Annotated in this window: 14 protein-coding genes; all 14 read right to left on the reverse strand. The window is 73.3% G+C overall.

Translation table 11 applies throughout. The features are described 5' to 3' along the window. Positions 1-283: 283 nt before the first annotated feature. The 14 genes from dapB to CRP29_RS05725 all read right to left on the reverse strand — a co-directional run bounded on the left by dapB (position 284) and on the right by CRP29_RS05725 (position 12,863). Complete coding sequence (gene dapB / locus CRP29_RS05660) at positions 284-1,084, reverse strand: 4-hydroxy-tetrahydrodipicolinate reductase (RefSeq protein WP_097194142.1); 801 nt, start codon at positions 1,082-1,084, stop codon at positions 284-286. A 49-nt stretch (positions 1,085-1,133) separates the two neighbouring features. Then, complete coding sequence (locus tag CRP29_RS05665; RefSeq protein ID WP_176522855.1) at positions 1,134-1,505, reverse strand: VanZ family protein; 372 nt, start codon at positions 1,503-1,505, stop codon at positions 1,134-1,136. Then, positions 1,505-2,866 carry a M16 family metallopeptidase gene (locus CRP29_RS05670; protein WP_097194143.1) on the reverse strand — a complete coding sequence of 454 codons (1,362 nt, stop codon included), beginning with the start codon at positions 2,864-2,866 and terminating at the stop codon, positions 1,505-1,507. Before CRP29_RS05670 ends, CRP29_RS05665 begins: the two co-directional genes overlap by 1 nt. Continuing rightward, a complete protein-coding gene (locus tag CRP29_RS05675) occupies positions 2,863-5,121 on the reverse strand; it encodes a polyribonucleotide nucleotidyltransferase (RefSeq protein ID WP_176522856.1) in 2,259 nt (752 codons plus the stop codon). The genes CRP29_RS05670 and CRP29_RS05675 overlap by 4 nt, the downstream gene beginning before the upstream one ends. Before the next feature lie 305 nt (positions 5,122-5,426). Further along, a complete protein-coding gene (gene rpsO / locus CRP29_RS05680) occupies positions 5,427-5,696 on the reverse strand; it encodes a 30S ribosomal protein S15 (protein WP_040338171.1) in 270 nt (89 codons plus the stop codon). A 137-nt stretch (positions 5,697-5,833) separates the two neighbouring features. After that, positions 5,834-6,793, reverse strand: a complete 960-nt coding sequence (locus CRP29_RS05685; RefSeq protein ID WP_097194144.1) for a bifunctional riboflavin kinase/FAD synthetase — start codon at positions 6,791-6,793, stop codon at positions 5,834-5,836. 29 nt (positions 6,794-6,822) lie between these two features. Then, positions 6,823-7,962, reverse strand: coding sequence for a branched-chain amino acid aminotransferase (locus tag CRP29_RS05690; RefSeq protein WP_176522857.1), 1,140 nt, complete (start codon positions 7,960-7,962; stop codon positions 6,823-6,825). 105 nt (positions 7,963-8,067) lie between these two features. Then, entirely contained in the window at positions 8,068-8,406 is a 339-nt protein-coding gene (locus tag CRP29_RS05695; RefSeq protein WP_097194145.1) for an antibiotic biosynthesis monooxygenase family protein, read from the reverse strand. A 42-nt stretch (positions 8,407-8,448) separates the two neighbouring features. After that, positions 8,449-9,366 carry a tRNA pseudouridine(55) synthase TruB gene (gene truB, locus CRP29_RS05700; RefSeq protein ID WP_097194146.1) on the reverse strand — a complete coding sequence of 306 codons (918 nt, stop codon included), beginning with the start codon at positions 9,364-9,366 and terminating at the stop codon, positions 8,449-8,451. 19 nt (positions 9,367-9,385) lie between these two features. Beyond that, positions 9,386-10,699 (reverse strand): MATE family efflux transporter, encoded by a 1,314-nt coding sequence (locus CRP29_RS05705; RefSeq protein WP_097194147.1) that lies wholly within the window; start codon positions 10,697-10,699, stop codon positions 9,386-9,388. Next, on the reverse strand, positions 10,696-11,715 hold the full coding sequence (locus CRP29_RS05710; RefSeq protein ID WP_097194148.1) for a DHH family phosphoesterase: 1,020 nt from the start codon (positions 11,713-11,715) through the stop codon (positions 10,696-10,698). The genes CRP29_RS05705 and CRP29_RS05710 overlap by 4 nt, the downstream gene beginning before the upstream one ends. Positions 11,716-11,718: 3 nt before the next feature. Next, entirely contained in the window at positions 11,719-11,961 is a 243-nt protein-coding gene (locus CRP29_RS05715) for a hypothetical protein (RefSeq protein ID WP_097194149.1), read from the reverse strand. Then, positions 11,958-12,491: a 30S ribosome-binding factor RbfA gene (gene rbfA, locus CRP29_RS05720; protein ID WP_097194150.1), complete on the reverse strand. Its 534-nt coding sequence runs from the start codon at positions 12,489-12,491 to the stop codon at positions 11,958-11,960. The genes CRP29_RS05715 and rbfA overlap by 4 nt, the downstream gene beginning before the upstream one ends. A 72-nt stretch (positions 12,492-12,563) precedes the next feature. After that, entirely contained in the window at positions 12,564-12,863 is a 300-nt protein-coding gene (locus CRP29_RS05725) for a DUF503 domain-containing protein (protein ID WP_245852521.1), read from the reverse strand. Between the last annotated feature and the right edge of the window lie 7 nt (positions 12,864-12,870).

Below are 12,870 nucleotides of genomic sequence, written 5' to 3' on the forward strand. Positions count from 1 at the left end.
AAAGGAATCCCAGCCGCAGATCCGAAGACCCACGACACGGGGTATTACTTGGCACTGACTTTCGGCACGCTGTTGAGTTCTCAAAGAGCGGACGCGCAGACACTCGACCCTTACGGGCTTCGTCCCTGGCTGGATGTCCAACACTACGCCGGTTTCCGTTGCCCCCGCCAGTGGCGGGTCCCGGTCCGGCAGACCCTCAGGTCCGCGCGGCGCATGGAGAACCATACACGCCCTCCCCGGTGGGTTCGCAACCCCCCGTCGAGCGGTCCGCGTCACACGGCGATCAGAGGCCCAGCAGGTGCTCGATCCCGACCGTCAGGCCCGGTCGCCCGCCGATCTCGCGGACCGCCAGGAGCACCCCCGGCATGAAGGAGGCGCGGTCGTAGGAGTCGTGCCGCAGGGTCAGCGTCTCCCCCGAGGTCCCCATGAGCACCTCCTGGTGGGCGACCAGGCCGGCCAACCGCACGGCGTGCACCGGCACGCCGTCGACGTCCGCACCGCGCGCCCCCGCCAGGCCCTCGCTGGTCGCGTCGGGCGCCGGCGGCATGCCGGCGGCGCGGCGCGCCTCCGCGATCAGGCGGGCCGTCCGCACCGCGGTGCCGGACGGGGCGTCGACCTTGTTCGGGTGATGGAGCTCGATGACCTCGACCGACGGGAAGAATCGGGCCGCCTCCTGCGCGAACTTCATGAGCAGGAGCGCCCCGATGCCGAAGTTCGGCGCGATGATCACGCCGACCTCGGGCTTCGGTGCCAGCCACTCGGCGATCGTCGCCAGCCGGGACTCGTCGAAGCCCGTCGTCCCCACGACGCAGTGGATGTTGTTGTCGATGCAGAACCGGATGTTGTCCATGACGACGTCCGGCCGGGTGAAGTCGACGACCACCTGGGTACCGGCGTCGGCGAGGCCGAACAACCAGTCCCCCTCGTCCACCATCGCGACGAGTTCGAGGTCGTCCGCGTCGTTGACCGCCTTGACCACCTCGGTCCCCATGCGGCCGCGAGCCCCCAGCACCCCGACGTTGATCACGGGGGCGTCGCCCTGGGTGGTCGGAGCGGGCTGCTGGTTCGGCGCGGAGGTGGTCACCCGGCCAGGCTTCCCGGACGGCCGCCGAACCGCAAGACGCCCGTCCGGTTCACCGGTGCGTCGCACCCCGGCGCGCGAGCGCGGCCCACAGCGCGAGCCCCAGCAGGACTCCGACCGCGTCGGCGACCCAGTCGGCGAACGAGACGCTGCGGCCCAGCACGGCCAGGCCCTGGAGCACCTCGCTGACCGCCGCGTAGACCAGCAGCAACGGTGCCAGCGCCCGGGAACCGATGCCGGCCCACCGGCCGGTGACCGCCAGGGCCGCGAAGAGCACGGCGTGCACCAGCTTGTCCACCCCGGCCGGCGCCGTCGGGACGTCGGAGGCCGGGGCGAACAGCACCGCGAGGGACAGCAGGACCACGACGGCGAACACGCCGCGGGCGAGCGCGCCGTGGACGGCCAGGGCGGGGTGCGACGCCATCAGAGCCGGTCGAGGTCCGACTCGCGGTAGGGGCCGACGACCGCCAGGCACGTGGGCCGGCCGAAGAGCTCGGTGGCCACCTCGCGCACCTGCTGCTCGTCGACGGCATCCAACCGCCCGAGCACCTCCCGGACCGGCAGGTACTCCCCGTAGGAGAGCTCGCTCTTGCCCAGCCGGCTCATGCGCGAGCCGGTGTCCTCGAGACCCAGGACCATGCCGCCCTTGAGCTGACCGCGGGCCCGCGCCACCTCTTCGCCGGTCAGCCCCTCGGCGGCGACGCCGTCCAGACCCGCACGGATCAGCCGCAGCACCTCCGGCACGCGCTTCTTCGAGCAACCCGCGTAGACGGAGAAGGCGCCCGAGCCGGCGTAGTGGGTGAGCGCGGAGCCGACGCTGTAGACCAGGCCCCGCTTCTCGCGGATCTCCTGGAACAGCCGCGAGCTCATGCCACCACCGACCGCCGCGTCGAGGACGGCTGCGGCATAACGCCGCTCGTCGAGCCGCGCCAGGCCGGGCGTGCCCAGGAGCAGGTGCGTCTGCTCGGTGCGTCGCGCGATGAGCCCGGACGAGCGCGCCGGGCGGTCGGTGCCCGGCTCCCCCAGCCGGAGCGGCGCCGGTCCCCCGTCCCCGCTCAGGCGGTTCCCGAAGGCGGCCGTGACCAGGTCGAGGACCTGCTGGTGATCGACCCGGCCGGCGGCCGTGACGACCATCCTGGGCATCGCGTAGCGCTGCCGGTACCAGCCGTCGACGTCGTCCCGGGTCAGCTCCTCGATCGACTCCACGGTGCCCAGCACCGAACGCCCCAGGGGCGTGTCGCCGAAGAGCGTCTCGGAGAACAGGTCGTGCACGGCGTCGGCGGGCTCGTCGTCGCGCATGGCGATCTCCTCGAGCACCACCGTGCGCTCGGACTCGAGGTCGGCCGCCGTGTTGGTCGCGTCGGTGACCAGGTCGGCGAGCAGGCCGACGGCCAGCGGCAGGTCGCTGGCGAGCACGTTCGCGTAGAAGCAGGTGTGCTCCTTGGCGGTGAAGGCGTTCATCTCGCCGCCGACCGCGTCCATCGCCGTGGCGATCTCCAGCGCGCTGCGCGACGTCGTCCCCTTGAACAGCAGGTGCTCGAGGAAGTGCGACGACCCGGCCACGGCCGGCGTCTCGTCCCGCGAGCCGACGTCCACCCAGATGCCCAGGGTCGCCGAGAGGACGCCGGGCATCGTCTCGGTGAGGACGCGCAGGCCCCCCGGCAGTTCGGTGCGCTCCACCCGGCCGCCGACCTCGTCGAGGTCGAGCAGCCGGGTCACCCCGACGGCAACCGGGGCGGGTGCCTCAGCACCCGCCCCGGTCACCGTGATGTCAGGCGTTGTCACTCACCCGCGGGTGCAGCGGCATCGACCGGGGCAGCAGCCTCGGCGCCTCCGGCGTCGCCCTCGGCGACCGGCACGAGGCTGATCTTGCCGCGGGCGTCGATGTCGGTGATCTCCACCTGCATCTTGTCGCCGACGTTGGCCACGTCCTCGACCTTGTTGATCCGCTTGCCGCCACCCAGCTTGCTGATGTGCACCAGGCCGTCGCGGCCGGGCAGCAGGGAGACGAACGCGCCGAACGGCGTGGTCTTGACGACCGTGCCGAGGAAGCGCTCGCCGACCTTGGGCAGCGTCGGGTTGGCGATGGCGTTGATCCGGTCCACCGCGGCCTGGGCCGAGGGGCCGTCCGAGGCGCCGACGTAGATCGTGCCGTCGTCCTCGATGGTGATGTCGGCGCCGGTCTCGTCCTGGATCGCGTTGATCATCTGGCCCTTCGGGCCGATGACCGCGCCGATCTTGTCGACCGGGATGCGCACCGTGGTCACCCGCGGGGCGTAGGGGCTCATCTCGTCGGGGGCGTCGATGGCCTCGTTCATCACGTCGAGGATGTGCAGCCGGGCCGCGCGGGCCTGGGTCAGCGCACCGGCGAGGACGTCGGAGGGGATGCCGTCGAGCTTCGTGTCCAGCTGCAGCGCGGTCACGAAGTCACGGGTGCCGGCGACCTTGAAGTCCATGTCACCGAACGCGTCCTCCGCACCCAGGATGTCGGTCAGCGCGACGTACTCCGTCTTGCCGTCGACCTCGTCGGAGACCAGGCCCATGGCGATGCCGGCGACGGGCGCCTTCAGCGGGACACCGGCGTTGAGCAGGGCCAGCGTCGAGGCGCAGACCGAACCCATCGACGTCGAGCCGTTGGAGCCCAGCGCCTCGGAGACCTGCCGGATCGCGTAGGGGAACTCCTCGCGGTCGGGCAGCACCGGGACGAGCGCCCGCTCGGCGAGCGCGCCGTGACCGATCTCGCGGCGCTTGGGCGAGCCCACGCGACCGGTCTCGCCGGTGGAGTACGGCGGGAAGTTGTAGTTGTGCATGTAGCGCTTGCGGCTGACCGGCGACAGCGTGTCCAGCTGCTGCTCCATGCGGAGCATGTTCAGCGTGGTGACACCCAGGATCTGGGTCTCGCCGCGCTCGAACAGCGCCGAGCCGTGCACGCGCGGGATGACCTCGACCTCGGCCGACAGGGGCCGGATGTCGGTGAGACCGCGGCCGTCGATGCGCACCTTGTCGCGGAGGATCCGCTGGCGGACGACCTTCTTGGTCAGTGCGCGGAAGGCGCCCGAGATCTCCTTCTCGCGGCCCTCGAACTGGCCGGCGAGGGAGGCCTTGACCTCGTCCTTGAGCGCGTCGGTGGCGTCCTCGCGCTCGGCCTTGCCGGCGATCTGCTGCGCCTGGGCCAGCTTGTCACCGAGCTGCGCCTCGACGGCGGCGTAGACGTCGTCCTGGTAGTCCAGGAAGCGGGGGAAGTCGGCGACCGGCTTGGCGGCCTTCTCGGCCATCGCGGACTGCGCGTCGCACAGCGCCTTGATGAACGGCTTGGCGGCCTCGAGGCCCTGGGCCACGACCTCCTCGGTCGGGGCGGGAGCGCCACCGGCGACGAGCTCGATCGTCTTCTCGGTGGCCTCGGCCTCGACCATCATGATCGCGACGTCGCCGTCCGGGAGGACGCGACCGGCCACGACCATGTCGAAGACGGCGTCCTCGAGCTCGGTGTGGGTCGGGAAGCCGACCCACTGGCCGTTGATGAGGGCGACGCGGGTGGCGCCGATCGGGCCGGAGAACGGCAGGCCCGAGAGCTGGGTGGACGCCGAGGCGGCGTTGATCGCGACCACGTCGTAGAGGTGCGCCGGGTCCAGCGCCATGACGGTGATGACGACCTGGACCTCGTTGCGCAGGCCCTTGGCGAAGGTCGGGCGCAGCGGGCGGTCGATCAGGCGGCAGGTGAGGATCGCGTCCTCGGAGGGGCGGCCCTCGCGACGGAAGAACGAGCCGGGGATGCGCCCGGCGGCGTACATCCGCTCCTCGACGTCGACCGTCAGCGGGAAGAAGTCGAACTGCTCCTTGGGCTGGCGGCCGGCCGTGGTGGCCGACAGCAGCATGGTGTCGCCCATGGTGACGACGACGGAGCCGGCGGCCTGCTTGGCGAGCCGGCCGGTCTCGAAGGTGACGGAACGGCTGCCGAAGCTGCCGTTGTCGATGACCGCGGTGGCGGTGGTGACGCCGTCCTCGGCGTCGAACTCTGCGGTGATGGTGGGTGCGGACACGTGTCCTTCTCTCTTCTTCGTCGCATCGGCCTCGTGCCGACCTGCGACTCCTCTGACGGCCAGTCCGGGAACTGGTTGCCGTCCTGCGTCCGGGGCGACCGGTGCTCGATCGAAGCCCTCGGGATCTGGTTCCCCGTTCGCGGGGAGCCCACTCCTCCCGGTGGAGGAGTCTGCCCGGGGGCCACTACCGAGGACCGGCCCTCGAGGGACGCGTCCGGCGGCTGGCCGGTTCTCCGCGTGCGGCGGGTGCCGCACGAGGAAGGGGACCGTCCCGGAGTGATCCGGGAGCGGCCCCCTCGTGATGCCTAGCGGCGCAGGCCGAGGCGCTCGATGAGCGACCGGTAGCGGTTGATGTCGGTCTTGGCCAGGTAGTTCAGCAGCCGGCGGCGGCGGCCGACCAGCAGCAGCAGGCCACGACGGCTGTGGTGGTCGTGCTTGTGCATCTTGAGGTGCTCGGTCAGGTCGCTGATCCGGCGGGTCAGCATCGCGACCTGGACCTCGGGCGAACCGGTGTCGTTCTCGACCGTCGCGTAGTCGGTCATGATCTGCTTCTTGAGCGCGCTGTCGAGCGCCATGTTCGCCTCCGGGGCGGGTCACGTGTGGCCCCCGGTCTGAATCACGAGGGCAGGCTTCACACACGCCGGGTCACCCCGGCGGAACCCCAGGCTACCAGCGTGGCCCGCGGCGCCGTCCCGAGTGGGCCCGCAGGGGCTCACACACCCAGGATGCGGCGGGTGTCCTCGACGTCCTTGGCCATGGCCACGACCAGCGCCTCGACGTCGGCGAACGCCGCCATCGGCCGCAGCCGCGAGACGAACTCGACGCCCACGTGCTCGCCGTAGAGGTCGCCGTCGTAGTCGAGGACGAAGGCCTCGACGGTCCGCCGACTGCCCTGGAAGGTGGGGTTGCTCCCGACCGAGATCGCGGCGGGGAACCGCTCGCGGCTGGCCCCTCCGCGTGGGTCGCGGGTCACGAGGTGCCCGGCGTACACGCCGTCGGCGGGGATCGCGGTGTACGGCGGGCTCTCGACGTTCGCCGTCGGGTACCCCAGGTCGCGCCCGCGCCGGTCACCGCGGACGACGATGCCGTCCACGCGGTGCGGGCGCCCGAGGGCGCGGGCGGCGGCGACCAGGTCACCGGCCGCGACGCAGGCGCGGATGTAGGTCGAGGAGATGGTCACGTCGCCGGAGTCCGACGAGTCCTCCGCCAGCGGCACGCCCTCGACGGCGAAGCCGAACCGGCGACCTTCCGCGGTGAGCGTGCTGACCGTGCCGGCCGCCTTGTGGCCGTAGGTGAAGTTCTCCCCCACCACGACCTGGGCCGCGTGCAGGTGCTCGACGAGGACCGTGTGGGTGAACGTCTCCGGCGGCAGCCGCATGAACTCGGGGGTGAACGGCAGCACGCACATGGCGTCGACGCCGAGCCCCGCCACCAGCTCGGCCTTGCGGTCCAGGGCCGTGAGGATCGCCGGGTGCGAGCCGGGGCGGACGACCTCGGCGGGGTGCGGGTCGAAGGTGAGCAGCAGGGACGGCCGCCGCATCGCCCGCGCCCGCGCGACCGCGGCGCCGATCAGCTTCTGGTGCCCCCGGTGGACGCCGTCGTACATGCCGATGGTGACCACGGTGCGGCCGAGATCGGCCGGGGTGGCCTCCAGGCCTCGCCAGCGCTGCACGTGTGCGACGTCCTCCGGTCCGGTGGGGTTCAGCCGATGCGGTGCAGCCAGCCGCGGGTGTCGGCCACCCGCCCGTGCTGGATGTCGAGCAGCGCCTCGCGCAGCCGCATGGTCAGCGGGCCGGGGGTGCCGTCCCCCACGGTGAAGTCGCCGGTGCGCGCCTTGACCTCGCCGACCGGCGTGATCACCGCGGCGGTGCCGCAGGCGAAGGACTCGGTGACCGTGCCGTCGAGCGCGCCGCTGCGCCACTCCTCGAGGCTGACCTTCCGCTCGGTGACCCGGTGGCCGAGCTCGCGGGCGACGGTCATGAGCGAGTCGCGCGTGATGCCGGGCAGCAGGGTGCCGGAGAGCTCGGGGGTGACGAGTTCGGCGTCCTCGCCCGAGCCCAGGACGAAGAAGAGGTTCATCCCGCCGAGCTCCTCGATGTACCGCCGCTCCACGGCATCCAGGTAGACGACCTGGTCGCAGCCGAGCTCGCTGGCCTGCTGCTGCGGCCGCAGGCTGGCGGCGTAGTTGCCGGCGCACTTGACGTCGCCCGTGCCGCCGGGTGCGGCGCGGACGTAGTCCTCGGAGACGAAGACCGAGACCGGGTGCACGCCGCGCGGGAAGTAGGCGCCGGCCGGGCTGGCGATGACGAGGAACAGGTACTCGTGCGCGGGGCGGACACCCAGGAAGGACTCGCTGGCCAGCATGTAGGGCCGCAGGTAGAGCGTCTGGTCGGGGCCGGTGGGCACCCACGCGCGGTCGGCGTCGACGAGCGCGTCGACGGCGGCCAGGAAGGCCTGCTCGGGGACCTGCGGCATGGCGAGCCGATCGGCGCTGCGGGCGAACCGCGCGGCGTTGGCCTCGGGGCGGAACGTCGCCACGCTGCCGTCGGGCTGGGCGTAGGCCTTGAGCCCCTCGAAGATCGACTGGGCGTAGTGCAGGGCGGCCGTGCCGGGGTCCATGGGCAGCGGGCCGTACTGGGTGAGGCGCGCGTCGTACCAGCCGCGCCCGCTCTCGTAGCGGGCCACGAACATCGAGTCGGTGAAGTGGCGCCCGAAACCGGGGTCGGCGAGCACGGCCTCCCGCTCGGCGGCGGGGCGACGACGCACGTCCTCCACGACGACCGGAACGTCCTCGGTGAACATGCGCGAGGCGGTACGGCTGTCGCTCAGCGTGTCGGTCATGGCTCCCACCTGCGTGTGCGGAATCGGGCACCCGGCGTCCACCGGGCCCGCCTCACACTATCCCCGCCTCCGGCGGCGGCCGGGAGCCGACCGCCGCCGGACCGGTCAGCCCTGGTTCTCCTGGTTGGCCGTGGGGCCGGCGTACTCGAGGACCTCGTAGGTCCAGACGTGCGCCGAGTGCGGCGCCGCCGGGGCCAGGGTGTCGCCGCCGCCGTCGTGGGCCCGGTCGAAGTCCTGGCTGGACTGCCATGCCTCGTAGGCCTCGTGGCTGCTCCACCGGGTGTAGACGAGGTACTGGTCGGTGCCCTCCAGCGGGCGCAGCAGCTCGAACCACTCGAACCCCGGCGTGGACTCGACAGCCCCGGCCCGTCCGCGGAAGCGCTCCTCGAAGCGGTCCTGCTTGTCCTTCGGCACGGTGACCGCGTTGATCTTCACGACGCTCATGGGCTCCCCGTTCCCGTGACGGAGCTGCCTCAATCCCCCCGATCAGCGCGGCGGGAAGCCGACCGCCACGCGCGCCGTCGTCCCGGCGTCCTCGACCAGCGCGACCAGCCGGCCGTCGGGGTCCACGGCCGCGTGCAGTCCCGGGGCGCCGGTGGCGGGGATGCGCTGCCCGTACCCCACGGCGACGGCCTCCGGGGCTGTGAGCGGGCGCTCGGGGAAGACGAGACGGGCGGCGTCGGTCAGCCCGACCGCCCCCGCTCCCCCGCCGGCGGCCAGCGCGGCGCCCGCGTCCTCGACCGGCGCGGCCTGGCCCAGCGTGAACGGGCCGGAGGCCGTGCGCCGCAGCGCGGTGAGGTGGCCACCCACCCCGAGGACGGCCCCGGCGTCGCGGGCGATCGCCCGGATGTAGGTGCCGGCGGTGCACTCCACGGTGACGTCGACGTCGACCAGGTCGGGCTCCGGGCGGGTGATGCGGTGGACGTCGAGGCGGTGGACGGTCACCGAACGCGGCTCCAGGACGACGTCCTCCCCCGCGCGCACGCGGTCGTAGGACCGGCGGCCGTCGACCTTCACCGCGCTCACCGAGGACGGCACCTGCTGCAGCGGGCCGGTCTGGGCGGCGAGCGCCGCGCGGATCGCGTCGTCGTCGACCTCCGCCGTCGAGGCGGTGGTGAGGACCTCGCCCTCGCGGTCGTCGGTCACCGTGGACTGCCCCAGCCGGATCGTCGCCTCGTAGGTCTTGTCGTGGCCGCCGACGTACCCGAGCAGGCGGGTCGCCGTCCCCACGCCGAGGACCAGCAGGCCGGTGGCCATCGGGTCGAGCGTGCCCGCATGCCCGACCTTGCGGACCGAGAGCACCCGCCGCGCCCGGGCGACGACGTCGTGCGAGGTCATCCCGCCGGGCTTGTCGACCAGCAGGAGACCGGGCGGGACATCGGCGTCGGGGCGTCTCGGGCTCATCGTTCGACTCTCGCGGCACTCACGCCGTAACGGTCGCAGGTGCGGTGAGCCACCGGTCACCGGCCACCCGCACGAGGACGCCGACCAGCCGGAACGCGATGAACAGGCACAGCCCCGTCCACACGCCGGCCAGGCCCCAGTCCAGCGGGCCGGACAGCAGCGACAGCGGCAGGAAGCCGACGACGGCCGAGCCGATGGTCAGCGTGCGCAGGTACCCGACGTCGCCGGCGCCCATCAGCACGCCGTCGAGGGCGAAGACCACGCCGGCCAGCGGCTGCATGGCGGCGAGGAACCACCACACGAGCAGCGCCTGGTCGACGACGGCGGGGTCGTCGGTGAACAGGGGCGGGAGGACGCCGCGCAGCGCGAGCAGCAGCGCCGCCACCCCGGTCCCGGTGGCCAGGCCCCACAGCGCCACGCGGCGGGCGGTCGCCCGCGCCTCGGCCGGGCGGCCGGCGCCGAGCGCGTGACCGACCAGCGTCTGGGCCGCGATGGCGTAGGCGTCGAGCACCAGGGCCAGGAAGAAGAAGAGCTGCAGCGCGATCTGGTGCGCGCCCAGCTGGGCCGTGCCGGTGCGGGCGGCGACGCCCGCGGCCACGAGGAAGGACACCTGGAGCACCGCGGCCCGCAGGAGGAGGTCGCGGCCGATGACCAGCTGCGACAGGACGGCGCCGAACCGGGGGCGCCACCCGGCGCCCTCTCGCACCAGAGCACGGAGGAACAGGGCCGCGGTCACCGCCTGACCCAGCACGTTGGCGACGGCGGAGCCGACCAGTCCCCACCCGGCCGTGTGCACCAGCAGCGGGCACAGGACCAGGCTGAGCAGGCTGCCGGCGAGCACGAACCGGACCGGACGGCGGAGCTCCTGGACCCCGCGCAGCCAGCCGTTGCCGGCGAGGGAGATCAGCAGCAGGGGGAGGCCGAGCGAGGCGACCCGCAGCCACTCCTCCCCCGCCTCGGCCACCGGTCCGGCCCCGCCGGCCAGCAGACGCGTGAAGGGCCCGGCGGCGACCTGGAAGAACGCGAGCACGACCAGGCCGAGGCCCGCGGCCAGCCACGTCGCCTGCACGCCCTCGGCGACGGCGCCGGCGCGGTCCCCCGCGCCCGCGCGGCGAGCGGCCCGCGCCGTGGTGCCGTAGGCGAGGAAGTTGAGCAGCGCCGCGGACCAGGCCAGCAGGCCGCCACCCACCGCCAGCCCCCCGAGCGCGACGGTGCCGAGGTTGCCGACGACCGCCGTGTCGACCAGCAGGTACAGCGGCTCGGCGGCGAGGACGACCAGCGCCGGCAGCGCGAGCCCCAGGACCGAGGGCGGTCCGGAGAACCGCGATGTCACAGCGCGGTGAGCTGGTCGCGCAGGGTCGCGATCGTCCCCTCGCGGTCGAGGTGCGAGGTGTAGCCGGCGGCCAGGGTGTGCCCACCGCCGCCGAGCTCCATCGCCACGCGGGCCAGGTCGGTGCCGCCGCGCGAGCGCATCGAGACCGACCAGGAGCCGTCGTCCTGACCCTTGAGGACGACGGCGACGTCGGCCTCCTCGGCGGCCCGGACGACGTCCACCAGGGCCTCGAGCTGCTCCCCGGGCAGCCCGTGCTCGGCCGCCTCCGCGGTGCTGGACCAGGTCCACACCAGGCCTCCGCCGACGTCGGGCTCGAGGACGGCGCGGCCGGTGACCACCGACAGCAGGCCCAGCCAGCCGAACGGCGCGGTGTCGAACAGCCGCCGGCTGATCGCGGCGTGGTCGATGCCCGTGGCGAGCAGGCGGGCGGCCAGTTCGTGGGTCTGCGGCCGGGTGTTGCCGAACCGGAAGGAGCCGGTGTCGGCGGCCAGCCCGGCATAGAGGCAGGTCGCCAGCTGCCGGTCGATGGCGACGCCGAGGTCGTCGAGGAGATCGGCCACGAGGGTCACGGTCGCGGGCGCCCCGGGGTCAACCAGGCGGAGCTCGCCGAAGCCGGGATTGCTGGCGTGGTGGTCGATCACCACGGAGGTGCCCGCACTGTCGAGCAGCACGGCGATCTCGCCGAGCCGGCCCGGCGAGGCGGCGTCCAGGCTGACGAAGACGTCCGGCGCGGACGGCAGCGCCGACGAGGGCACCAGCCCCTCGGCGCCGGGCAGCCAGCCCAGCGAGGCCGGGAGGGTGAACTCGCCGGGGAAGGTCGGCAGGACGCGTGCTCCGCGCCGGCGCAGCCCCTCGGCGAGGGCCAGCGTGCTGCCCAGGGCGTCGGCGTCGGGATTCACGTGTCCGGAGAGGACGACGGTGGCGCGGGACTCGGCGGCCTCGGCCAGGACGCCGGCCACGGTGCGGGACGCCGCAGCCAGGCGTGCGGTGGCCGCGGCGGTGGGGGGAACGGCCATGGGTCAGGCGTCCGGTCCCGGGTCGGCGACCGGCGGAGCGTTCTCCTCCTCGGTGACCGTGCCACCGCCCACCGGGTAGGTGCTGCCGTCGTCCGGCTCGTCGGCGGCGATGCTGGGCGCCTCGCCGATCTGACCGCGCTTGCCGCCGTCGGTGGGGTCACCGGTGCCGTCGACCTTCTTGTCGCCCAGCATCGACGTGCCCTGGCCCTCGTCGGGCTCGTACGGGTTCGGGTCGTCCTGACTCACAGCGCACTCCTGGTCCGGGCGGGGAGGTCCTCGGCACCGTCATCGGCAGGGCCGGACGCGGACGTGTCCTCGGCCGGCACCTCGTGCTCGGCCTCGTCGTCGTCCTCGTCCTCTCCCGGCTTGCGGTAGGGGTCGGCCTCACCGGCGTACTGGGCACCCTCACGGGCGCGGGCGAGCTCGGCGTCGGCGTGCCGGGCGCGCTCGAGCGCCTCCTCGAGCTCGCGCGCGGTGTCCGGGACGATGTCGGCGATGAACTCCAGGGTCGGCACGAACTTGATGCCGGTCTGCTTGCCCACGGTGGAGCGGAGCACGCCGGTGGCGCTGGCCAGGGCGGCGGCGGAGTCGGCGATCTGCGTCTCGTCGCCGTAGACGGTGTAGAAGATCGTCGCCTCGCGGAGATCGCTGGTCACCCGGGCGTCGGTGACGGTCACCATGCCCAGTCGCGGGTCCTTGATCGACGTCTCGATCGCAGCGGAGACGATCTGACGGATGCGCACTGCCAGCTTGCGTGCGCGGGCCGGGTCAGCCATGACGGACCTCCTCGAGAGGGCGCACCGGACGGGTCCGGGGCGCCGGGGCGGACAGGAATCGGGAACAACGGCTCAGTCGGTGTCCGAGTGGAGTTGACGGTGCGTCGACAGCAGCGTCACCTCCGGCCGCTCGGCCAGCAACCGCTCGCAGGCATCGAGGACGTCGGCCACCTGACCGGCGTCGCCGGACACGGTCGCCAGACCGACCAGCGCCCTGCGGTGCAGCTCCTGGTCGCCGACCTCGGCGGCGGAGACGGCGAAGCGGCGCCGCAGCTCGGCCACGATCGGCCGCACCACGGCGCGCTTGCCCTTGAGCGAGTGGACGTCGCCCAGCAGGAGGTCGGCGGTGAGCGTGCCGGTGAACACGCTCACCGCCTCC

Origin of the sequence: Blastococcus aggregatus (genome assembly GCF_900221005.1) — a bacterium.
GTDB lineage: Bacteria > Actinomycetota > Actinomycetes > Mycobacteriales > Geodermatophilaceae > Blastococcus > Blastococcus aggregatus.